The following is a 20,947-nucleotide window of genomic DNA, read 5'->3' as shown; positions in this document are numbered from 1 at the left end:
AGTCGCGCAGTGCGGGGACGGGCACCGCACACGCACCGGAGCACCAGCGGTACTTGAGCGCCGTTCCCGAACGGGAGCGCCGCCGGGCAAGGAGGGCCGCATGACCGTACGGCGAGTAATGGGTATCGAGACGGAGTACGGCATCTCGGTCCCCGGCCACCCCAACGCCAATGCCATGCTCACCTCATCCCAAATCGTCAACGCCTACGCCGCGGCGATGCACCGGGCGCGACGCGCCCGCTGGGACTTCGAGGAAGAGAACCCGCTGCGGGACGCGCGGGGCTTCGACCTCGCCCGCGAGGCCGCCGACTCCAGCCAGCTCACCGACGAGGACATCGGCCTCGCCAACGTCATCCTCACCAACGGCGCACGCCTCTACGTCGACCACGCACACCCCGAGTACAGCTCCCCGGAGATCACCAACCCCTGGGACGCCGTCCTCTGGGACAAAGCCGGCGAACGCATCATGGCCGAGGCCGCCGAGCGCGCCGCGGCACTCCCCGGCGCCCAGCCGATCCACCTCTACAAAAACAACACCGACAACAAGGGCGCCTCCTACGGCACGCATGAGAACTACCTGATGAAGCGGGAGACCCCCTTCTCGGACATCGTGCGGCACCTGACCCCGTTCTTCGTCTCCCGCCAGGTCGTCACCGGAGCGGGACGCGTCGGCATCGGCCAGGACGGCCACGAACACGGCTTCCAGCTCAGCCAGCGCGCCGACTACTTCGAGGTCGAAGTCGGCCTGGAGACGACGCTGAAGCGGCCGATCATCAACACCCGCGACGAGCCGCACTCCGACGCCGAGAAATACCGCAGGCTGCACGTCATCATCGGCGACGCGAACCTCTCCGAGATCTCGACGTACCTGAAGCTCGGCACGACGTCACTGGTCCTCGCGATGATCGAGGACGGCTTCATCAACGTCGACCTCGCGGTCGACCAGCCCGTGCGCACGCTGCACCAGGTCTCCCACGACCCGTCCCTCAAGCACCTCGTCACGCTCCGCAGTGGACGGTCACTCACCGCGGTGCAGCTCCAGATGGAGTACTTCGAGCTGGCCCGCAAATACGTCGAGGAGCGGTACGGCTCCGACGCCGACGACCAGACCAAGGACGTACTGAGCCGCTGGGAAGACGTCCTCGGCCGCCTGGAGAGCGACCCGATGAGCCTCTCCGGAGAGCTCGACTGGGTCGCCAAACGAGAACTCATGGAGGGCTACCGCCGACGCGACAACCTCGACTGGGACGCCGCACGCCTCCACCTCGTCGACCTCCAGTACGCGGACGTACGGGCCGAGAAGGGCCTGTACAACCGGCTGGTGGCGCGAGGCAAGATGAAGCGGCTCCTCGACGAGGCGGACGTCGACCGGGCCACCACGAAGCCACCCGAGGACACGCGCGCGTACTTCCGCGGCCGGTGCCTCGAGCAGTACGCGGACGACGTGGCCGCGGCGTCCTGGGACTCGGTCATCTTCGACCTCCCGGGCCGTGACTCTCTGCAACGGGTCCCCACGCTGGAGCCCCTGCGCGGCACGAGGAACCACGTCAAGGAACTCCTGGACCGCTGCCGCACGGCAGAGGACCTGGTTCGGGTCCTCTCGGGCGGCTGAAAGGTCATCCGCGAGGGAATCACACAGGTGGGTCCCGCACGTTGAGAGAACTGCGGGGCCGATGTCGGACCCGAAGCGTAGGGTCTGATCAAGAACGTCTAACCGAGCGAGCGGGGTGAGGTAGATGGCGACCAAGGACACCGGCGGCGGACAGCAGAAGGCGACGCGTCCCACCGAGGAGACCGAGGAGCAGACGCAGGACGCGCAGGCTTCGGAGGACCTCAAGGAACGCCAGGAGAAGCTGAGCGACGACGTCGACTCTGTGCTTGACGAAATCGATGACGTCTTGGAAGAGAATGCTGAGGATTTCGTGAGGTCATTTGTCCAAAAGGGTGGCGAGTAGAGGGCAAATGTCCGACTTGCCGCAAGGTAAGAAGTGCTCGCGCTGTAAGCGGACGCGAGAGCGAGCGGCGTTCGCGAGCAACAAGTCCATGCGGGGCGGCCTACAGGCCTACTGCAAGGAGTGCGCTGCTGAGTACTACAAGGAGCGCCAAGAGGCGAAAGGTCGCGCGGTGCGGGTGAAAGTCTCCGTGCCGCACGGCCACAAGCGTTGCCCTCAGTGCACAGAGGTCAAGCCCCACGCCGAATGGGAACCCAACCCCACGTCGTCCGACGGGTACTCGAGTTACTGCAAAATTTGCCGAGCTGAGCGGAATCAGCGGAGCTACTTCAAGCGCAAGTACGGCATCACCATGGCGGAGCGGGACGAGCTGGTCCTCTCTCAAGCGGGAGTCTGCTGCATCTGCTTGGCCGCCCCGGCGGTACATGTGGATCACTGCCACGACACGGGTAGGGTCCGAGGCGTACTGTGCTTCAGCTGCAACGCGGCGCTGGGGCAATTCAAGGATCGGCCGGACTCCATAAGGCGAGCGGCCGCATACGTGGAAGGAAACGCGTGGAAGCCAACACTCGTGGCACAGGGCGTCTACCGGCTGCCTTCCTGACGCCTGGTTCGTCGTCGTTCATGGACTTCCTGTCCGAGCACCAGCCCGAGATCCTGCCGGGCAACCGTCAACTGCCGCCCACGCAGGGCGTGATCGAGGCGCCGCACGGCACGACGATCGTGGCCGTGACGTTCCCCGGCGGTGTCGTCCTCGCCGGCGACCGGCGGGCGACGATGGGCAACGTCATCGCGCAGCGCGACATCGAGAAGGTGTTCCCGGCCGATGAGTACTCGGCGGTGGGCATCGCCGGTACGGCGGGTCTGGCCGTGGAGATGGTGAAGCTCTTCCAGTTGGAGCTGGAGCACTTCGAGAAGGTGGAGGGGGCCACGCTCTCCCTGGAGGGCAAGGCGAACCGCCTCTCCACGATGATTCGGAGCAACCTCGGCATGGCCATGCAGGGCCTGGCCGTGGTGCCGCTCTTCGCGGGGTACGACGTGGACCGCGAGAAGGGTCGTATCTTCTCGTACGACGTCACGGGTGGGCGTTCGGAGGAGCACGGTTTCGCGGCGACCGGTTCGGGTTCGGTCTTCGCGCGCGGTGCGATGAAGAAGCTCTACCACAACGGTCTGACGGAGGAGCAGGCGACGACGCTGGTCGTTCAGGCGTTGTACGACGCCGCGGACGACGACTCGGCGACGGGCGGTCCTGACGTGGCGCGGCGTATCTATCCCATCGTCACCGTGATTTCCGATGAGGGGTTCCGCAGGCTGACGGATGACGAGTCGTCGGCCATTGCGCGTTCGATCTTGGAGAAGCGTCTGGAGCAGCCGGACGGTCCGCGGGCCGCGTTGCTCTGAGCGTTCCGAATTCGCCACTGACTGAAGTTTTTTTGACAGAAAGGGACGGATCCGGTGTCGACGCCGTTCTATGTCTCACCCCAGCAGGCCATGGCCGACCGGGCGGAATACGCCCGGAAGGGCATCGCCCGTGGCCGCAGCCTTGTCGTGATGCAGTTTGCCGATGGCATCGTGTTCGTCGGCGAGAACCCGTCCCGTGCGCTGCACAAGTTCAGCGAGATCTATGACCGGATCGGCTTCGCGGCCGCCGGTAAGTACAACGAGTACGAGAATCTGCGGATCGGCGGCGTTCGCTACGCCGACCTTCGTGGATATACGTACGACCGCGATGACGTGACGGCTCGTGGGCTCGCGAACGTGTACGCGCAGACGCTCGGCACGATCTTCTCCAGCAATGCGGAGAAGCCGTACGAGGTGGAGCTGGTGGTGGCCGAGGTGGGCGCCACGGCTGATGGTGATCAGATCTATCGCCTGCCGCATGACGGGTCGATCGTGGATGAGCACGGTTCGGTCGCGGTCGGTGGCAATGCCGAGCAGATCAGCAGCTATCTCGATCAGCGTCACCAGGACGGGATGACGTTGGCGGAGGCGCTGAAGCTGGCGGTGCAGGCGCTGTCGCGCGACACCAACGGCAGTGAGCGGGAGATTCCCGCGGAGCGTCTCGAGGTGGCGGTCCTTGACCGGACGCGGCCTCAGAAGCGCAAGTTCAAGCGGATCGTGGGCCGTCAGTTGTCGCGGCTGCTCGATGAGGGCGGTGCGACGGACGCGCCGACCGATACGGACGCGGATGCGGGGCCGACGCCGAAGTCGGGCGGCGACGTCGAGTAGTCCGCGCGGGCGTGCGCCCCGTGTTCCGGCCTGAGGGCCGGGGCGCGGGGCGTTTTTTTGTGGGATGGGTCAGGGGGTGGGGCCCGTGGAGCCGCGTACGACCAGTTCGACGGGGAGTGGCGTGGCGTCGGGCTCGCGGGCCTCCAGGACGGCGACCAGGGATTCCATGGCGCGTTCTCCGAAGCGTTCGGCGGGGAGTCGGACGGTGGTCAGTTCGGGTTCGACGGCGGTCGCGAGGGTGAGGTCGTCGAAGCCGGTGACGGAGACGTCCTCGGGGATGCGCAGGCCGAGGCGTCGGGCGGCTTTGCAGGCGCCTGCGGAGAGGAAGTCGTCGTCGCAGACGATGGCGGTGGGGCGGGGGCCCGGCCCGGAGAGTGCGGCTTCGGCGACGGTGCGGGCGCCTTCGACGTTCAGGGGTGCGGCGACGCGGCGTACGGCGGTGTCGGTGCCGCGGAGGGTGCGGGCGAGCGCTTCGGCGCGGATGTCGAAGGTCCAGGAGTCGACGTCGGCGGCGAGGTGGAGGAAGTCGCGGTGGCCGAGGGCGAGGAGGTGTTCGGTGACCTGGCGCATGCCGTCGGCGAGGTCGAGGTTGACGGTGGCGGCGCCGAGGCTGTTCGCGGGGTCGCTGTCGAGCATGACGAGGGGGAGGTCGTCGCCGCGGATGGTGGCGAGGGCGTCGGAGGCCATGGAGGAGGCGAGGACGCCGTCGAGGGAGGCGCGGGCGGAGGCGAAGGGGTCGCGGGCGGGGCCGATGCCGTCGGGGGAGGGGTAGAGGACGACGCCGAAGCCGTGGCGGGCGGCGATGCGGGCGACGCCGGTGTAGACGTGGGCGAAGAATTCGTTGGTGAGTTCGGGGACGACGAGGAGTGCTGTCCGGGTGCGGCCGAGGCGGAGGTTGCGGGCGGCGAGGTTGGGGCGGTAGCCGAGTTCGCGTGCGGCGGTGCGGACGCGTTCGGCGGTGGGTTCGGCGACGCGGCCGCGCCATTTGTCGCCGAGTACGAGGGAGACGGTGGCCTGGGAGACGCCTGCGGCGCGTGCGACGTCGCGGCTGGTGGGGCGTGGGGCCCCGGCTTCCTGTAGTGGCCCGGCCACTGTCACCTCCTGTTCTGCGGTGGACCCGCGGACTGGGCTCATGGTACGTATGACGCCGGACGTTATACGTAAAACCCCGGCTCGGCGTTGCGGGGGGAGGGCGGGAGAGCATGGCTGCGGGATACGCGGAGATCCTTCGGACGCCTCATGCGACGCGGCTGCTGGCCGGGACGCTGGTGGGCCGGCTGCCGAACGCGACGGCGGCGATCGCGATCGTGCTGTTCATCCGGGCCGAGGGCGGTACGTACAGCCTGGCCGGTGCGCTGGCCGCGGTGTACGGCGTGGCGAACGCGGTCGGGCAGCCGCTGCTCGGGCGCCTGGTCGACCTGCACGGTCAGCCGCGCGTCCAGCTGCCCGCCGCGCTGCTCTCCGCGCTCGGCATGGCGCTGTTCGCCTTCACGGGGCCGGGTCAGCTGGCGCTCGCGTATGTGGCGGTGGCGGCCGCGGGTCTGTTCACGCCGCCTCTGGAGGGCGGTCTGCGGGCGCTGTGGCCGAGCGTGCTCGGCAAGGAGGAGCAGGTCCACGCCGCGTACGCGATGGATGCGATCGCCCAGGAAGTGATGTTCACCGTCGGCCCGTTGCTGGTGACCGGGTGTGTGGCGCTGTGGGATGAGCGGGCGGCGCTGCTCGTCGTCAACGCGGTGGGTGTGCTGGGTGCCCTCTCCGTGGTGGTGTCCCGGCCCTCGCGCGCGTGGCGTTCGGCGCCCAGGGAGGCGCACTGGCTCGGGGCGCTGCGCTCGCGCGGGCTGCTCGCGCTCCTCGGCGCGTTCCTGTTCATCGGGATGGCGCTGGGTTCCATCACGGTCGCGGGTGTGTCGTACGCGGACGGGAACGGCGGTGACGCGGTGTACGGGTGGATGATGGCGGCGCTCGGGCTCGGTGCGCTGGTGGGCGGGTCCGTGTACGGGGCGCGGCAGTGGAGTGGTGTGCCGGAGCGGCGGCTGAGTGTCCTGGTGGCGCTGCTGGCCGTTTTCTACTGGCCGTTGACGCTGACTCCGGGGGCGGTCGCGATGACGGCGCTGACGGCGCTCGCGGGTGTGTTTCTCGCGCCGGCGCTTGCTTGTGCGTTCATCATCGTGGACCGGCATGCTCCGCGCGGGACGGTGACGGAGGCGTTCTCGTGGCTGGTGACGACGTTCACGGTGGGGGCGTCGTTGGGGACGGCGGCGGCTGGTCCTGTGGTCGAGTGGGGTGGCACGGCGTGGGGGTTCGCGGTGCCGGGGCTTGCCGGGGTGGCCGCGTTGGTGGTTCTGCTGGCGACGACGCGGGTACTCGTACCGGCCGGGGAATCCGGGGTTGTTGCGGGTTCATCGGAAAATGATCGAAACGGTGCTGCCGAACCCGGTTTCAGTGCCCCGCATCAGGCGTAATGTTCAGTCATGGACCGCCGCATTTTCGGGCTGGAGAACGAGTACGGCGTCACATGCACGTTCAGGGGACAGCGCCGTCTGTCGCCTGACGAGGTGGCGCGCTACCTCTTCCGCCGTGTTGTGTCATGGGGCCGCAGCAGCAACGTCTTTCTGCGGAACGGTGCCCGCCTCTATCTTGACGTGGGATCACATCCGGAATATGCGACACCGGAGTGTGACAATGTGACCGAGCTGGTCACCCACGACAAGGCGGGCGAGCGCATTCTGGAAGGCCTGCTCGTCGACGCCGAACGCCGCCTGCACGAGGAGGGAATCGCGGGCGACGTCTATCTTTTCAAGAACAACACCGATTCGGCGGGAAACTCCTACGGGTGCCACGAGAACTATCTGGTGGCCCGTCACGGGGAGTTCTCCCGGCTCGCGGACATCCTCATCCCGTTCCTCGTCACCCGGCAGCTGCTGTGCGGCGCGGGCAAGGTGCTGCAGACTCCGCGCGGCGCCGTGTACTGCGTGAGTCAGCGTGCCGAGCACATCTGGGAAGGGGTGTCCTCCGCGACCACCCGTTCCCGGCCGATCATCAACACCCGCGACGAACCGCACGCGGACGCCGAGCGGTATCGCAGGCTCCACGTCATCGTGGGTGACTCGAACATGTCCGAGACGACCATGCTCCTCAAGGTCGGCGCCACCGATCTGGTGCTGCGCATGATCGAGGCGGGCACGGTCATGCGGGATCTCACTCTGGAGAACCCGATCAGGGCCATCCGCGAGGTGTCCCACGACATCACGGGCCGCCGTAAGGTGCGTCTGGCCAGTGGCCGTGAGGCCTCGGCTCTCGAAGTGCAGCGCGAGTACTACGAGAAGGCGGTGGACTTCGTCGACCGCCGCGGTATCCGCACGGGCACCGTCGAACAGGTCCTTGAGCTGTGGGGCCGCACGCTGGACGCGATCGAGTCGGAGGACCTCGACCGCATCGGCACGGAGATCGACTGGGTCATGAAGTACAAGCTCATCGAGCGGTACCGGGCGAAGAACAACATGACCATGTCGCATCCGCGGGTCGCGCAGATAGACCTCGCGTACCACGACATCCACCGTCGGCGAGGGCTGTACTACCTCCTGGAGAAGAAGGGGCAAGCCGCCCGGATCTGCAACGACTTGAAGATCTTCGAGGGCAAGTCGGTGCCGCCGCAGACGACCCGGGCGCGGCTGCGCGGCGACTTCATCCGGCGGGCCCAGGAGCAGCGTCGTGACTTCACGGTCGACTGGGTCCACCTCAAGCTCAACGACCAAGCACAGCGCACGGTGTTGTGCAAGGACCCGTTCAGGTCGGTGGACGACCGGGTGGAGAAGCTGATCGCCGGTATGTGACCCATGTGGCCCCAACGTCCTGTGTGGCGTTGCGGGAACGCAACACGGGCGCCGTACGTTCCTCGTGCGGCGCCCTTCTCACGCCGTAGAGTTGCGCGCACGCCAACCCACAAGATCGACCGATACGAGGCCCCCACCGTGCGCCGACGCTCACTTCTTCTTGCCGTCCCGGCAGGCCTGCTCACGCTGGCAGGCTGTGGTGACGACAAGGCCGACAAGGCCGACAAGGCCAAGCCCAGTGACAGCCCGACCAACGACACGTCGGCGCCGCCGACCGCGAAGATCGTGGACGGGCCGCTGCCCGAGATCACGAAGGGCACGAAGTTCGGTGAGAAGCCGACCGTCGCGAAGGGCTCGGGCAAGCCGTCCTCCGACCTCGCCGTGAAGACCCTGATCGAGGGCAAGGGCAAGGAGGTCGTCAAGGGCGACTACCTGCAGGCCAACTACCTCGGCCAGATCTGGGCGACGGCCAAGGTCTTCGACAATTCGTACGACCGGGGCAACCCCACGGTCTTCCCGATCGGCACCGGTCAGGTCATCCCCGGCTGGGACCAGGCCCTGGTCGGCAAGAAGCTCGACAGCCGTGTGGAGCTCGCCATCCCTCCGAAGATGGGTTATGGCGAGGAGGGCAACAAGCAGGCCGGGATCAAGGGCTCGGACACCCTCGTGTTCGTCGTCGACCTCGTGGGCACCTTCTCCGCCACGAGCTCCGCGAAGGGCAAGGAGGTGGCGCAGTCCAACAAGGACCTGCCCAAGGTCGGCACGAACACCGACGGCAAGGCCCCCTCCGTCGACGTCCCGAAGACGGCCGCGCCGAAGAAGCTCGTCGCGTCGTACGTCCTGGAGGGCGACGGCGACGAGGTCAAGAAGACCGACAGCCTGCTGTGCCAGTACAAGGGTGTGCTGTGGGCCGACGGCAAGGAGTTCGACTCCTCGTACAAGCGCAAGCAGCTCGCGTCGTTCCAGCTGGCGCAGGTCGTCAAGGGCTGGGCGCAGGGGCTGACCGGCAAGAAGGTCGGCAGCCGCGTCCTCATCGTGATCCCGCCGGAGCTGGGGTACGGAGACCAGCCCCCGCAGGGCAGCTCCATCAAGAAGGACTCCACCCTGATCTTCACCGTGGACATCCTCGCGAAGATGTGACGCCGCGGGGATGTAAGACTGTCCGCGCTGACCTTTCGTATCAAAGCAGGAGCATTTTCGTGAGCATTGACAAGCCCGAGGTCGACTTCCCGGTCGGCGAGCCGCCGGCCGAGCTTCAGATCAAGGACATCTGGGAGGGTGACGGGGCGGTCGCCAAGGCGGGCGACTTCGTCAAGGTCCACTACGTGGGCGTCGCCTTCAGCACGGGCGAGGAGTTCGACGCGAGCTGGAACCGCGGCAACCCGCTGGAGTTCCAGCTCGGTGCCGGTCAGGTCATCTCCGGCTGGGACCAGGGCGTGCAGGGCATGAAGGTCGGTGGCCGGCGTGAGCTGACCATCCCGGCCCACCTCGCGTACGGCGACCGCGGCGCCGGTGGCGGCCGCATCGCCCCCGGCGAGACGCTGATCTTCGTCTGCGATCTGGTCTCCGTCTGAGGACGTCTGTGACCTGATCCTTTCGCCGAGGGTCCATGCCTGTCCGGCATGGGCCCTCGGCTTTTACCCGGACACCCCGGGGCGGTACGGTCATCGGTCGGAAGCACAATCTGAACAGCCGAGGAAGGGCGTCGATGGCCATTGCCAAGGCCGAGCGGCTGATGAATCTTGCGCTGTGCCTGCTCGGGACCCGGCGGCCGCTCAGCAAGCGGGAGCTGCGTGAGTCGATCGAGGCCTATCTGGAGGCGGGGTCCGACGACAGCTTCAACCGGATGTTCGAGCGCGACAAGGACGATCTGCGCGAGCTCGGTCTGGTCATCGAGACCGTGGAGAACCTGGAAGGGGAGGTCGGCTACCTCGCCCGCCGCGACAGCAACCGCCTGCCCGCCATCACCCTGGACGCCGAGGAGGCCGCGGCGCTCGGTCTGGCCGCGAAGGTCTGGCAGCAGGCCCGTCTCGCCGGTGCCGCCAGCGGCGCCCTGCAGAAGCTGCGCGCCGCGGGCCTGCCCGAGGACGTCGACCCGTACGGGGGGCACAGCGCCCTGGAGCCGCGGATCCCCGCGCACGAGGCGTCCTTCGAGCCGTTGATGCTCGCCTGCCGCGACCGCCGTCCCGTCGTCTTCGACTACCGCAAGGCCACCGCGGCCCGCCCCGAGCAGCGCCACGTCGAGCCGTGGGCGCTGGAGTGCTGGCGCGGCCACTGGTACCTGGCGGGCTGGGACAGGGACCGGGGCGCCGAGCGCGTGTTCCGGCTCTCGCGCATCACCGGCAAGGTGCGGGCCCGCGCGGGCAAGTACACCGCCGACGTCCCGGACGTCGTCACGGTCCGTGAGACCGTCGCGAGCTGGGCGGGGGAGACCGCCGACCGCACCGCCCTGATCCGGCTGCGCACGGACGCCGGCTACCCGCTGCGGGCCAAGGCCGTCGCGGCGCGGGTGGGCGACGACGGGTGGGACGAGTTGGAGATTCCGTACGGCCACGGCCTCGACGCGTGGCTGGTGGAGTTCGGGCCCGATGTGGTGGTCCTCGAGCCCGCCGAGCTGCGGGCCGATGTCGTGGACCGGCTGCGTGCCGTGGCCAAGGGCTGAGGGGGAGCGGACAGAGCAATGGCCTCGAACGCCATCGACCAGACGCGACGGATGCTGTCGCTGGTGACCTATCTGCGGGAGCGCCCCGGGGCGCACGTCGGCGACGTCGCCCGTGCCTTCGGGATCAGCACGGACGAGCTGATCTCCGACCTCGATGTGCTGCCGCTGTGCGGGACCAGCTTCCGCGGCGGTGACCTCCTGGACATCGACACCGACGGCGACCGCATCTGGTGGCACAACCCCGACGACGTGGCGGCGCCGCTGCGCCTGGCCGCCGACGAGGCGACCGCCCTCCTTGTGGCCGCCCGCGCCGTGTCCACACTGCCCGGCCTGCGCGAGAGCGACCGCCTCGCGCTGCTGCGTGCCACCGCGAAGCTGGAGACCGCGGCCGGTGAGGCGGCGGGCGCCAGCTCCCGCCTTTCGGTGACGTTCGAGTCGGAGGGCGGCGTCTTCGCCGACGTCGACCGGGCCATCTCGGAGCGGCGCAGGCTCTGGATCCGCTACTACTCGCCGGCGCGCGACGAGCTCACCGAGCGGGAGATCGACCCCATCCGTCTGGTGAGCGTCGGCCACACCTACGTAGAGGCGTGGTGCCGTCGCTCCGAGGCGCGGCGCACCTTCCGTCTGGACCGGGTCGCCGAGATCAAGATCCTCGACGAGCCGTCCGCGCCGCCCGAGGTGGAGCTGCGCGACCTCTCCGAAGGCCTCGTGCAGCCCGCGGCCGAGGACCCGGAGGTCGTCGTCGAGGTCGGCCCCGGTGGCCGCTGGGTCGCCGAGTACTACCCGCACGACAGTGCCGACGAGCTGCCCGACGGCGGTCTGCGGATCACGCTGCGCACCCCCGACCCGACCTCGCTGCGGCGGCTCGCGCTGCGGCTCGGCAGGGACGGGCGGATCGTCTCCCCGGCCCAGCTCGCCGACAGTGCGCGTGAGGCGGCCCGCGAGGCCCTCGACGCGTACGAGCGGGAAGTGGCGGCGTACGAGGAGCACGACGGTCAGGAGGCGGGGCGTTGAGTACACCGACGATGTCCGGGCTGCCGGGGGTGCCGTCGCAGCGGTCCGCCTCCGCCCCCGTCCTGTTCACGGCCGCCTGCCCGGACTGCCGTGCCCGCTTCGAGCTGTCCGCGGGTGCGCTGCGCCTCGCGATCGGCGCGAGCGCCCGCACCACCTTCTACTCGTTCACGTGCCCGGAGTGCGAGGCCGCGGTGCGCAAGCCCGCGGGCGAGCGGATCGTGGAACTCCTCACCGGCGGTGGGGTGCGGACGCTGCGCCTGCACCCGACCGTCTAGGCTCGGCGCATGTTCTGGGCGATGCTCGCGATCGCGGCGGGCTTCTTGGGTCTCGCCGTCCTCGGCGTACTGGCGGTCAAGGTGTTTGTGGAGGCGCAGCGTCTCGCGCGGCAAGTGACCGAGACCACACGGCAGATCAACCGGGCGGCGGAGGACCTGGAGAAGGCAGCGGCCGGTGTGGCCCGTGCGGGCGGCGGGGCTCTTTAGCGTCCGCGGCCTGTCAACTCCCCGAGGTGGACGGGTACGCTGCGAATACGGCCCGGGATCGAGGCGGGGGCCGTACTCGGAGTATGCGCGGGGATTGCCGAGCGTTTACCCCGGGGGGTTACGATCGCTGCCATGCGCGGGAGATCGGATATATGTCCGGTCTGTCGAGCAACCAGACTCCTGTCGCCTCGGTGAAGAAGGTAAACAGCTATGGGTAGGCTCGGCCCCACCGAGATCATTCTCATCCTCGTCGTCATCGTCCTGCTCTTCGGTGCCAAGAAGCTGCCCGACATGGCGCGCTCCCTCGGCAAGTCGGCCCGCATCCTCAAGAGCGAGGCCAAGGCCATGAAGTCCGAGAGCAAGGACGACACCGCCGCTCCGGCCGACCCGCCGAGCGACCCGGCCGTCCAGAAGCGCACGATCCAGGCCGCCCCCGGCGACGTGACCAGCTCGCGCCCGGTCACCGAGCCGACCGACCGTACGACGCAGCGCTGATCCAAGGCCGGCGCCGACGGCCGGCCTGCCGCACGAGATGAGGACGTGGGTTGCTCAAGTCTGCCCGCAAGAAGGAGAAGGACCCCGAGGGGCGGATGTCCCTCGCGGAGCACCTTCGCGAGCTCCGCAACCGGCTCGCCAAGGGGCTCCTCGCCATCACGGTCGTGTCGATCGTGGCGGCGTTCTACAGCCAGGAGCTGATGGAGTTCCTGGCTGACCCCGTGCCGCGCTGCGAGCCCGGCATGAAGCAGACCGGTGGCCACTGCGCGACCGTGACCTTCAACGACCTGCTCTCGCCCTTCACCACGACGGTGAAGGTCAGCCTCATGGTCGGCATCATCGTGTCCAGCCCGGTCTGGCTGTACCAGCTGTGGGCGTTCGTCGCGCCGGGACTCCACAAGAACGAGCGCAAGTACACGTACTGGTTCGTGTCCGCCGCCGTGCCGCTCTTCTTCGCGGGCGCCTGGCTGGCCTACGCGATCCTCCCCGTCAGCATGCGCGTCCTGCTCGGCATCACGCCCGACGGCGCGGCCAACCTGCTGCCGATGGACAAGATCCTCGACTTCACCGTCAGGATGGTCCTCGTCTTCGGTGCCTCGTTCGAGCTGCCACTGCTCCTGGTGATGCTCAACATGACGGGCATGGTGACCGGCCGCCGCATGCTCACCTGGTGGCGCGGCGTCGTCATGGGCGTCTTCATCTTCGGCGCGGTGGCGACCCCGACGACCGACCCGGTCGGCATGATCGCGCTCGCGGGACCGATCGTCGTCCTGTACTTCATCGCGGTCGGCATCTCGTTCCTCAACGACCGTCGCCGCCGCCGCAACGACCCCGACGCCGAGCTCGACGACGACGAGGCGTCCGACCTCGATCTGACGCCGCAGGACGTCGACGGCGTCGAATCGGTGCGGCCGCCCCGGGCGCTGCCCGAGCAGGCGGGCACCGGAAGGGCCGATCAGCGGGTGAACGGTTTCGACGACGTGACCTGACGTTGTTAGGGTCCTCCCTCAAACTCCGTCCGGGGGGACCCCAGTGACCAGCGAGATCACCCTCTTCGTCAATCCCACCGCGGGCCGCGGCCGGGGCGCTCACGCGGCGCAGCCGGCCGCTTCGGCGTTGCGGGCCCGTGGCTTCTCCGTGCGCACGGTCATCGGTGAGGACGCCCCCGACGCGTTGCGGCGGGCCCGTGCGGCCGTCGAGGGCGGCACGGGGGCGCTCATAGCCGTCGGCGGCGACGGCATGGCGAGCCTCGCGCTGCAGGCCGTCGCCGGGACGCGCACCCCGCTGGGCGTGATCGCGGTGGGGACCGGCAACGACTTCGCGCGGGCCCTGGGCCTGCCGGTGCGCGAGCCGGCCGCCGCCGGGGAGCTCGTCGCCGAGGCGCTGAAGGGGGCCCGCACGCGCGACGTCGACCTGGGGAGGGTCGGCGGGACGTGGTTCGGGACGGTGCTCGCCTCCGGCTTCGACTCGCGGGTCAACGACCGCGGCAACCGGATGCGGTGGCCCACGGGACGCTTCAAGTACGACCTGGCGATGGTCGCTGAGCTGGCGGCGTTCCGCCCGATCCCGTACCGCATCACGCTGGACGGCGGTGACGTCCACGAGGTCGAGGCCACGCTCGTCGCGGTCGGCAACGGAACCTCGTACGGCGGTGGCATGCGGATCTGTGCCGGGGCCGACATGGGCGACGGTCTTTTCGACGTCACCGTGGTCGGCGACTGCAGCCGTACGACGCTCCTCAAGGTCTTCCCGCGGGTCTACAGGGGAACGCACCTCGACCATCCGAAGGTCACCGTGCACCGCGCGGCCCGGGTCGAGCTCGCCGCGCCCGGCATCACGGGTTACGCGGACGGGGAGCCGCTCGGCGCGCTGCCGCTGACCGCGGAGTGCGTACCGGGAGCCGTGCGCGTCCTCGGGCCGTGAGCGCCGCGGCGCACGCCGTGTGAGCTGGCACGTTCCACCCCCGTTCCAATAATGATCGTCCGTTGTCAGTGGTGGCCGGTAGTCTCGAAAGCACGATGACAGAGGACCTCTCACCGGCCGAGCGGTACGCGGCGGCGCGCAAGCGCGCTGCCGAGCAGGCCACCGCACTCGCGTCCTTCCGCGAGATGTACGAATTCGGCCTCGACCCCTTCCAGATCGAGGCGTGCCAGGCGCTGGAGGCGGGCAAGGGCGTGCTCGTGGCCGCCCCCACGGGCTCGGGCAAGACGATCGTCGGCGAGTTCGCCGTGCACCTCGCCCTGCTGCAGGGCAAGAAGTGTTTCTACACCACGCCGATCAAGGCGCTCTCCAACCAGAAGTACTCCGACCTCGCCAAGCGGTACGGCGCGGACAAGGTCGGCCTGCTCACCGGCGACAACAGCGTCAACAGTGACGCCCCGGTGGTCGTCATGACCACCGAAGTCCTGCGGAACATGCTGTATTCGGGCTCGCAGTCGCTGCTGAACCTCGGCTATGTGGTCATGGACGAGGTGCACTACCTCTCCGACCGCTTCCGCGGTGCCGTCTGGGAGGAAGTGATCATCCACCTCCAGGAGTCGGTCACGCTGGTCTCCCTGTCGGCCACGGTGTCGAACGCCGAGGAGTTCGGCGACTGGCTCGACACGGTCCGCGGCGACACCGAGGTGATCGTCTCCGAGCACCGGCCCGTGCCGCTGTTCCAGCACGTGCTCGCCGGGCGCCGGATGTACGACCTCTTCGAGGAGGGCGAGGGCCAGCGCAAGGCGGTCAACCCCGACCTCACGCGCATGGCGCGGATGGAGTCCAGCCGTTCGTACAACCCGCGTGACCGCCGCAAGGGCAAGATGGTCCGCGAGGCCGACCGCGAGCGGGAGCGCCGCCAGCGGTCGCGGATCTGGACGCCGGGGCGGCCCGAGGTCATCGAGCGGCTCGACGCCGAGGGCCTGCTGCCCGCCATCACGTTCATCTTCAGCCGGGCCGCCTGCGAGGCGGCCGTGCAGCAGTGTCTGTACGCGGGGCTCAGGCTGAACGACGACGAGGCACGGATGACGGTCCGGGGGATCGTCGAGGAGCGCACGTCCTCGATCCCGAACGAGGACCTCCACGTCCTTGGTTACTACGAATGGCTGGAAGGCCTGGAGCGCGGCATCGCGGCGCACCACGCGGGCATGCTGCCGACCTTCAAGGAGGTCGTCGAGGAGCTGTTCGTGCGGGGCCTGGTCAAGGCCGTCTTCGCCACCGAGACCCTCGCGCTGGGCATCAACATGCCCGCGCGCAGTGTGGTGTTGGAGAAGCTCGTCAAGTGGAACGGCGAGCAGCACGCCGACATCACCCCGGGTGAGTACACGCAGTTGACGGGCCGTGCCGGGCGCCGCGGCATCGACGTCGAGGGTCACGCGGTGGTGCTCTGGCAGCGCGCCTTCAGCCCCGAGCACCTGGCGGGCCTGGCCGGGACGCGCACGTACCCGCTGCGGTCCAGCTTCAAGCCGTCGTACAACATGGCGGTGAACCTGGTCGAGCAGTTCGGGCGGCACCGCTCGCGCGAGCTCCTGGAGACGTCGTTCGCGCAGTTCCAGGCCGACAAGTCGGTCGTCGGGATCTCCCGTCAGGTGCAGAAGAACGAGACGGGCCTCGAGGGCTACAAGGCCTCCATGACCTGCCACCTGGGCGACTTCGACGAGTACGCGCGGTTGCGCCGCGAGTTGAAGGACCGGGAGAACGAGCTCGCCAAGCAGGGTGCCGCCCAGCGCAGGGTCGCCGCTGCCGTCGCGCTGGAGAAGCTGAAGCCGGGGGACGTCATCCACGTGCCCACGGGGAAGTATGCGGGCCTGGCGCTCGTCCTGGACCCGGGGCTGCCCGCGGGGCGGGCCAACGGCCACCGCGGGTTCGACCACGTCGACGGGCCGCGGCCGCTGGTGCTCACGGCCGAGCGGCAGGTCAAGCGGCTCGCTGCCATGGACTTCCCGGTGCCGGTCGAGGCGCTGGAGCGGATGCGCATCCCGAAGTCGTTCAACGCGCGCTCCCCGCAGTCCCGCCGTGACCTGGCGTCCGCGCTGCGCACCAAGGCCGGGCACATCGTCCCGGACCGGCACCGCAAGGGGCGTGCGACGGCCGCCGACGACCAGGAGATCGCACGCCTGCGCGCGGAGCTGCGCGCGCACCCCTGCCACGGCTGTGACGAGCGCGAGGACCACGCGCGCTGGGCCGAGCGGTACTACCGCCTCAAGCGCGACACCTCGCAGCTGGAGCGCCGCATCGAGGGGCGTACGAACACGATCGCCCGTACCTTCGACCGGATCGTCGCGCTCCTGACGGAGCTGGACTATCTGCGGGGCGACGAGGTCACCGAGCACGGCAAGCGGCTCGCCCGGTTGTACGGGGAGCTGGATCTGCTGGCCAGCGAGTGCCTGCGGGCCGGTGTGTGGGAGGGGCTCAGCCCGGCCGAACTGGCCGCGTGCGTCTCGGCGTTGGTGTACGAGTCGCGGGTCGGTGACGACGCGCTGGCGCCGAAGCTGCCGTCCGGCGCGGTGAAGGCCTCGCTCGGCGAGATGGTCCGCATCTGGGGCCGTCTCGACGGTCTGGAGGAAGAGTTCAAGATCAGTCAGACGGAGGGTGTCGGCCAGCGGGAGCCCGACCTCGGCTTCGCCTGGGCGGCGTACATGTGGGCCAACGACAAGGGCCTTGACGAGGTGCTGCGCGAGGCGGAGATGCCGGCCGGTGACTTCGTGCGCTGGTGCAAGCAGGTCATCGACGTGCTCGGGCAGATCTCGGCCGCGGCCCCCCGTGAGGGCAGCACGGTCGCGAAGAACGCTCGCAAGGCCGTCGATCAGCTCTTGCGGGGTGTGGTGGCGTACAGCTCGGTGGGCTGAGACCGGCCTCTGTCGCGCTACGGGCGCGTTCCTCGACCACGTCGGTCGCGGAACGCGCCCGTTCGGCGTTTTTCCGGCACTTTCGAGGTGTTACTCCATGTGTTCGAACCGTCGCCAGCTGTGCAAAAGGGCGGAGTGTATGCCTCCCGGCGCACCCTCTGCAGAGGGTTGCCGAATATGACTCGACGATGATTTTGGCGGACTAAGCTCGCCCGGAGCGCGGCGAGTTGAACGAGTTGCGACTGATTCGCGCGCTTGTTCCCCAAATCTTTTCGATCGTACGTTTCGTCATCCCCCTTATGTTCCGTCATTCCCCAAGACGTCACATTCCCCCAAGACGAGTGTTCAGAGGGCATACATGGTGAGTGTTCAATCGCCTCCCGGTGGCCGAGAAGTCCCTTACGCGCGCGTGTTGTTGCTGCCCGCCATGCTCATGGCGGCGGCGACCGGAGCCGCCGTCGCCTCGGTGGCGGCACCGGCCCGGCCCGCCGTCACCTGGTGCGGCGCCGTCGCGACCCTCATGGTCATCGCGGTCGGCGCCGAAGCGGTGCGCCGCGGCCGGACCATCCGGGGGCAGCGCACGCAGTACGCACAGCGGCTCGCCTTCCTCGAACGGCGCATCGCGGCCCACGACGACGAGATCGTGCGCCTGGGCCGGGAACTCCTGCCCGACGCGCTCTGGCGGCTGCGGCAGGGCGAAACGCCCGTGGACGTCATCCGCAATGTCGTCGACAGGAGCGAGGTCTACAGCGATCTCCCAGACTCCCAGCGCGACTTGCTGCGCTCCGTCCTGGAGATCCTGGACAACGAGGAGGCGATGCGTGAGTCCGCGCAGCGCGCCTTCGTCAACATCGCCCGGCGCGTCCAGTCGATCGTCCACCAGCAGGCCGCGGAACTGCGCGAGATGGAAGAGTTCCACGGCCGCAACCCCGAGGTCTTCGACGACCTGCTGCGCATCGACCACGGCACCGCGCTGATCGGCCGGCTCGCCGACTCCATCACGGTGCTCGGCGGCGCACGCCCGGGCCGCCAGTGGCCCGAGCCCGTCCGGCTGTTCAGCGTGCTGCGCGGCGCGATGTCCCGGATCCTCGACTACCCGCGCGTGGAGCTGCACTCGATCGCCGACGTCGCGATCCTCGGCACGTCCGTCGAGCCGCTCATCCACGCCTGCGCCGAACTCCTGGACAACGCCACCCGGTACTCGCCCCCGCAGACCAAGGTGCACGTCACCGCCGTCGAGGTGCAGACCGGCATCGCCATCGAGATCGAGGACGGCGGCGTCAGCCTCAGCGAGGAGGCCCGGGCCCGCGCCGAGCGCATGCTGGCACGGGCCCAGGCCGGCATCGACCTCAACGACCTCGGTGAGACGCCCCGCCTCGGCATGGCCGTCGTGGGCCGCCTCTCGCAGATGTACAACCTCCAGGTCGCCCTGCGCCAGTCCGCCTACGGCGGGGTCCGCGCGGTGCTCATCGTGCCGCGCGAGATGATGACCACCGGCCCCGCGCCCGGCCTCGCCCACGGCATCGGCGCCTCCGCCGTGCCCCGCTTCGACAACAGCGGCCGCAGCATCGAAGAGCCCGCCCGCAACATCCGCCGCAAGAAGCCCCGCGTCGTCACCGCGGGCCCGCCGCTGCGCTCCCCGCTCACCGCGACCATGCAGGACGACGTCCCCGAGGTCACCGAATGGACGTCCGGCGGCCTGCCGCAGCGCCGCAGCCGCGTCAAGATCTCCCTCGTCGAGCGGTACGCCCAGGAGGCCGAGGCCCAGCGGATCGCCGAGGCCCACGCCGCGGCCACCGCACCGCCCCCCGCACCGCCCAAGCGGGAGGAGCCCGAACCGGGCCTGTGGGTCGAGGCGTTCATGAAGGGCGTCAAAGGCGACCCCGCAGACCCCGCCCCGCTGCCTCCGCACGCAGCCACCCCGGAGGGAACCGCCGAGGACGGCCCCCACGCTCCGCGGGGAACCACCCAGAACAACCACGGCAGCGCCGACGAGAGGGACTGGCAGTGATCCAGCAACGCGCCAACTTCGACTGGATGCTGAAGGAGCTCGCCGACGGAGTGCCGCAGACCCGGCAGATCGTGGTGCTCTCGGCGGACGGTCTGCGCATCGCGCGCTACGGCGGCGACCCGGACGCGGCCGACCGCATCGCCGCGGCCTGCGCGGGTCTGCAGAGCCTCGCCGCCGCCGTCGCCACCGAGATCCCGCACAGCGACGGCGGCATGAAGATGGTCATCATCGAGATCAACGGCGGCTACTTCTACCTGATGGCCGCGGGCGCGGGCGCCTACCTCGCCGTGCTCGCCGACGAAACCGTCGACGCGGGCCTCGTCGCCACCCGCATGCGCGACCTCGTCGTACGCATCGGGGCGCACCTGACCAGCCCGCCCCGGCGTGACGGGCAGGCCGTATGACTCCTCCGCAGGACTCCCCACGCGGCCCGCAACAGGGCGATGTACCGCCGCAGGGCGGTGCGACCCCCCAGCGGGAGCGCCGCAGCCCCGGGAACCCGGAGCGGCTGTACATCCTCACGGGCGAGGACTCCGAGCGGGCACCGCTCGACCTCGTCACCCTGATCGTCGCGCAGGGCGAGGCGTCCCCGACGGCGCAGCCGGAACACTCGGCGGTACTGCGGCTGTGCACGACGCCGCTCTCCGTCGCCGAGCTCTCGGCGTACATGTCGCTGCCGTTCTCCGTCGTGACCGTCGTCCTGACGGAGTTACTGGCGACCGACCTCGTGCAGGCGCGCGCCCCCGTCGTCCGCTCCGCGCTCCCCGACCGATCCCTCCTCGAAGCGGTGATGCATGGACTTCAGAAACTCTAGGAACACGGACACGATCACCGGCCCGCGCAGTGAGGACGTCCTGCCGCACACGGCCGCGGCCGCCGTGAAGGTCGTGATCGTGGGCGGTTTCGGGGTCGGCAAGACGACGATGGTCGGTTCGGTGAGCGAGATCCGCCCGCTGACCACCGAGGAGACGATGACCCAGGCGGGCATCGGCGTCGACGACAACTACGGCTCCGAGTCCAAGACGGCCACCACCGTGGCGATGGACTTCGGCCGCATCAGCGTCTCCGAGGAACTCGTCCTCTACCTCTTCGGAACCCCCGGCCAGGAACGCTTCTGGTTCCTGTGGAACGGCCTCTTCGAAGGCGCGCTCGGCGCGGTCGTGCTCATCGACACCCGCCGCCTCGAGGTCAGCTTCGACGTCATCGGCCGCCTTGAGGAGCGCGGCGTGCCGTTCGTCGTCGCCGTCAACGACTTCCCCGACGCGCCCCACCACCCGGTCGAGACCCTGCGCAAGGCGCTCGACCTGGAGGCCGTCGTGCCGATCATGGCGTGCGACGCCCGCCGCAGGGAATCCAGCCGGGACGTCCTGATGACCCTGATGCGCTACCTCCACTCCCTGACCACGGCGCGCGTCTGACCGTGTCCGCACCCGTACCCAG

Annotated in this window: 22 protein-coding genes; 21 read left to right on the top strand and 1 reads right to left on the bottom strand. The window is 69.2% G+C overall.

Annotated elements, in window-relative coordinates; translation table 11 throughout:
- Positions 1-100 precede the first annotated feature (100 nt).
- The 5 genes from dop to prcA all read left to right on the top strand — a co-directional run bounded on the left by dop (position 101) and on the right by prcA (position 4,181).
- On the top strand, positions 101-1,612 hold the full coding sequence (dop, locus tag NOO62_RS08240) for a depupylase/deamidase Dop (protein WP_414930782.1): 1,512 nt from the start codon (positions 101-103) through the stop codon (positions 1,610-1,612).
- Positions 1,613-1,736: 124 nt separating this feature from the next.
- Positions 1,737-1,955: a ubiquitin-like protein Pup gene (locus tag NOO62_RS08235; RefSeq protein WP_150219625.1), complete on the top strand. Its 219-nt coding sequence runs from the start codon at positions 1,737-1,739 to the stop codon at positions 1,953-1,955.
- 7 nt (positions 1,956-1,962) lie between these two features.
- On the top strand, positions 1,963-2,556 hold the full coding sequence (locus tag NOO62_RS08230) for an endonuclease VII domain-containing protein (protein WP_268770242.1): 594 nt from the start codon (positions 1,963-1,965) through the stop codon (positions 2,554-2,556).
- Positions 2,508-3,353: a proteasome subunit beta gene (gene prcB, locus NOO62_RS08225; RefSeq protein ID WP_268770241.1), complete on the top strand. Its 846-nt coding sequence runs from the start codon at positions 2,508-2,510 to the stop codon at positions 3,351-3,353. The genes NOO62_RS08230 and prcB overlap by 49 nt, the downstream gene beginning before the upstream one ends.
- Before the next feature lie 54 nt (positions 3,354-3,407).
- On the top strand, positions 3,408-4,181 hold the full coding sequence (gene prcA / locus NOO62_RS08220; protein WP_268770240.1) for a proteasome subunit alpha: 774 nt from the start codon (positions 3,408-3,410) through the stop codon (positions 4,179-4,181).
- 69 nt (positions 4,182-4,250) lie between these two features.
- Here prcA and NOO62_RS08215 read toward each other — a convergent pair whose 3' ends face one another.
- Positions 4,251-5,315, bottom strand: a complete 1,065-nt coding sequence (locus NOO62_RS08215; protein ID WP_414930780.1) for a LacI family DNA-binding transcriptional regulator — start codon at positions 5,313-5,315, stop codon at positions 4,251-4,253.
- 68 nt (positions 5,316-5,383) lie between these two features.
- Between NOO62_RS08215 and NOO62_RS08210 the strand changes: the two genes are divergently transcribed.
- The 16 genes from NOO62_RS08210 (at position 5,384) to NOO62_RS08135 (ending at position 20,925) form a co-directional block, all read left to right on the top strand.
- Positions 5,384-6,643 carry an MFS transporter gene (locus NOO62_RS08210; protein ID WP_268770238.1) on the top strand — a complete coding sequence of 420 codons (1,260 nt, stop codon included), beginning with the start codon at positions 5,384-5,386 and terminating at the stop codon, positions 6,641-6,643.
- 9 nt (positions 6,644-6,652) lie between these two features.
- Entirely contained in the window at positions 6,653-8,014 is a 1,362-nt protein-coding gene (pafA, locus tag NOO62_RS08205; RefSeq protein ID WP_055567245.1) for a Pup--protein ligase, read from the top strand.
- 138 nt (positions 8,015-8,152) lie between these two features.
- Positions 8,153-9,154 (top strand): FKBP-type peptidyl-prolyl cis-trans isomerase, encoded by a 1,002-nt coding sequence (locus NOO62_RS08200; RefSeq protein ID WP_268770237.1) that lies wholly within the window; start codon positions 8,153-8,155, stop codon positions 9,152-9,154.
- Positions 9,155-9,213: 59 nt separating this feature from the next.
- Positions 9,214-9,588 carry an FKBP-type peptidyl-prolyl cis-trans isomerase gene (locus NOO62_RS08195; protein WP_268770236.1) on the top strand — a complete coding sequence of 125 codons (375 nt, stop codon included), beginning with the start codon at positions 9,214-9,216 and terminating at the stop codon, positions 9,586-9,588.
- A gap of 134 nt (positions 9,589-9,722) precedes the next feature.
- A complete protein-coding gene (locus tag NOO62_RS08190) occupies positions 9,723-10,676 on the top strand; it encodes a helix-turn-helix transcriptional regulator (protein WP_268770235.1) in 954 nt (317 codons plus the stop codon).
- A gap of 18 nt (positions 10,677-10,694) precedes the next feature.
- A complete protein-coding gene (locus NOO62_RS08185; RefSeq protein ID WP_268770234.1) occupies positions 10,695-11,690 on the top strand; it encodes a helix-turn-helix transcriptional regulator in 996 nt (331 codons plus the stop codon).
- A gap of 11 nt (positions 11,691-11,701) precedes the next feature.
- Positions 11,702-11,965, top strand: coding sequence for a hypothetical protein (locus NOO62_RS08180; protein ID WP_268775513.1), 264 nt, complete (start codon positions 11,702-11,704; stop codon positions 11,963-11,965).
- 9 nt (positions 11,966-11,974) lie between these two features.
- Entirely contained in the window at positions 11,975-12,172 is a 198-nt protein-coding gene (locus NOO62_RS08175) for a hypothetical protein (RefSeq protein WP_268770233.1), read from the top strand.
- 210 nt (positions 12,173-12,382) lie between these two features.
- Positions 12,383-12,667 carry a Sec-independent protein translocase subunit TatA gene (tatA, locus tag NOO62_RS08170; protein WP_150165866.1) on the top strand — a complete coding sequence of 95 codons (285 nt, stop codon included), beginning with the start codon at positions 12,383-12,385 and terminating at the stop codon, positions 12,665-12,667.
- Positions 12,668-12,762: 95 nt separating this feature from the next.
- Complete coding sequence (tatC, locus tag NOO62_RS08165; protein WP_268775512.1) at positions 12,763-13,656, top strand: twin-arginine translocase subunit TatC; 894 nt, start codon at positions 12,763-12,765, stop codon at positions 13,654-13,656.
- Positions 13,657-13,699: 43 nt separating this feature from the next.
- Positions 13,700-14,590: a diacylglycerol kinase gene (locus NOO62_RS08160; RefSeq protein ID WP_268770232.1), complete on the top strand. Its 891-nt coding sequence runs from the start codon at positions 13,700-13,702 to the stop codon at positions 14,588-14,590.
- A 95-nt stretch (positions 14,591-14,685) separates the two neighbouring features.
- Positions 14,686-17,496 (top strand): DEAD/DEAH box helicase, encoded by a 2,811-nt coding sequence (locus tag NOO62_RS08155; protein ID WP_268770231.1) that lies wholly within the window; start codon positions 14,686-14,688, stop codon positions 17,494-17,496.
- 358 nt (positions 17,497-17,854) lie between these two features.
- Positions 17,855-19,507 carry a sensor histidine kinase gene (locus tag NOO62_RS08150; RefSeq protein ID WP_268770230.1) on the top strand — a complete coding sequence of 551 codons (1,653 nt, stop codon included), beginning with the start codon at positions 17,855-17,857 and terminating at the stop codon, positions 19,505-19,507.
- Complete coding sequence (locus tag NOO62_RS08145; RefSeq protein ID WP_268770229.1) at positions 19,504-19,911, top strand: roadblock/LC7 domain-containing protein; 408 nt, start codon at positions 19,504-19,506, stop codon at positions 19,909-19,911. The genes NOO62_RS08150 and NOO62_RS08145 overlap by 4 nt, the downstream gene beginning before the upstream one ends.
- Entirely contained in the window at positions 19,908-20,321 is a 414-nt protein-coding gene (locus tag NOO62_RS08140; RefSeq protein WP_268770228.1) for a DUF742 domain-containing protein, read from the top strand. The genes NOO62_RS08145 and NOO62_RS08140 overlap by 4 nt, the downstream gene beginning before the upstream one ends.
- The gene (locus NOO62_RS08135; protein WP_268770227.1) at positions 20,302-20,925 is read left to right on the top strand and encodes a GTP-binding protein; all 624 of its coding nucleotides are present in this window, start codon (positions 20,302-20,304) and stop codon (positions 20,923-20,925) included. The genes NOO62_RS08140 and NOO62_RS08135 overlap by 20 nt, the downstream gene beginning before the upstream one ends.
- The last annotated feature ends 22 nt before the right edge of the window (positions 20,926-20,947 follow it).

Source organism: Streptomyces sp. Je 1-369 (assembly GCF_026810505.1).
Taxonomy (GTDB): domain Bacteria; phylum Actinomycetota; class Actinomycetes; order Streptomycetales; family Streptomycetaceae; genus Streptomyces.
Note: the sequence above shows the minus strand (reverse complement) of the source record. Positions and strands in the feature narration are given on the sequence as shown.

What these genes read in the sequence shown, in the direction of transcription:
- NOO62_RS08235 (WP_150219625.1), top strand. Translation starts at nt 1,737, where the DNA reads ATGGCGACCAAGGACACCGGCGGCGGACAGCAGAAGGCGACGCGTCCC.
- NOO62_RS08155 (WP_268770231.1), top strand. Translation starts at nt 14,686, where the DNA reads ATGACAGAGGACCTCTCACCGGCCGAGCGGTACGCGGCGGCGCGCAAG.
- NOO62_RS08210 (WP_268770238.1), top strand. Translation starts at nt 5,384, where the DNA reads ATGGCTGCGGGATACGCGGAGATCCTTCGGACGCCTCATGCGACGCGG.
- dop (WP_414930782.1), top strand. Translation starts at nt 101, where the DNA reads ATGACCGTACGGCGAGTAATGGGTATCGAGACGGAGTACGGCATCTCG.
- NOO62_RS08230 (WP_268770242.1), top strand. Translation starts at nt 1,963, where the DNA reads ATGTCCGACTTGCCGCAAGGTAAGAAGTGCTCGCGCTGTAAGCGGACG.
- NOO62_RS08150 (WP_268770230.1), top strand. Translation starts at nt 17,855, where the DNA reads ATGGTGAGTGTTCAATCGCCTCCCGGTGGCCGAGAAGTCCCTTACGCG.
- NOO62_RS08185 (WP_268770234.1), top strand. Translation starts at nt 10,695, where the DNA reads ATGGCCTCGAACGCCATCGACCAGACGCGACGGATGCTGTCGCTGGTG.
- NOO62_RS08140 (WP_268770228.1), top strand. Translation starts at nt 19,908, where the DNA reads ATGACTCCTCCGCAGGACTCCCCACGCGGCCCGCAACAGGGCGATGTA.
- NOO62_RS08190 (WP_268770235.1), top strand. Translation starts at nt 9,723, where the DNA reads ATGGCCATTGCCAAGGCCGAGCGGCTGATGAATCTTGCGCTGTGCCTG.
- NOO62_RS08180 (WP_268775513.1), top strand. Translation starts at nt 11,702, where the DNA reads ATGTCCGGGCTGCCGGGGGTGCCGTCGCAGCGGTCCGCCTCCGCCCCC.
- NOO62_RS08215 (WP_414930780.1), bottom strand. Translation starts at nt 5,315, where the DNA reads ATGAGCCCAGTCCGCGGGTCCACCGCAGAACAGGAGGTGACAGTGGCC.
- NOO62_RS08135 (WP_268770227.1), top strand. Translation starts at nt 20,302, where the DNA reads ATGGACTTCAGAAACTCTAGGAACACGGACACGATCACCGGCCCGCGC.
- pafA (WP_055567245.1), top strand. Translation starts at nt 6,653, where the DNA reads ATGGACCGCCGCATTTTCGGGCTGGAGAACGAGTACGGCGTCACATGC.
- NOO62_RS08175 (WP_268770233.1), top strand. Translation starts at nt 11,975, where the DNA reads ATGTTCTGGGCGATGCTCGCGATCGCGGCGGGCTTCTTGGGTCTCGCC.
- tatC (WP_268775512.1), top strand. Translation starts at nt 12,763, where the DNA reads ATGTCCCTCGCGGAGCACCTTCGCGAGCTCCGCAACCGGCTCGCCAAG.
- tatA (WP_150165866.1), top strand. Translation starts at nt 12,383, where the DNA reads ATGGGTAGGCTCGGCCCCACCGAGATCATTCTCATCCTCGTCGTCATC.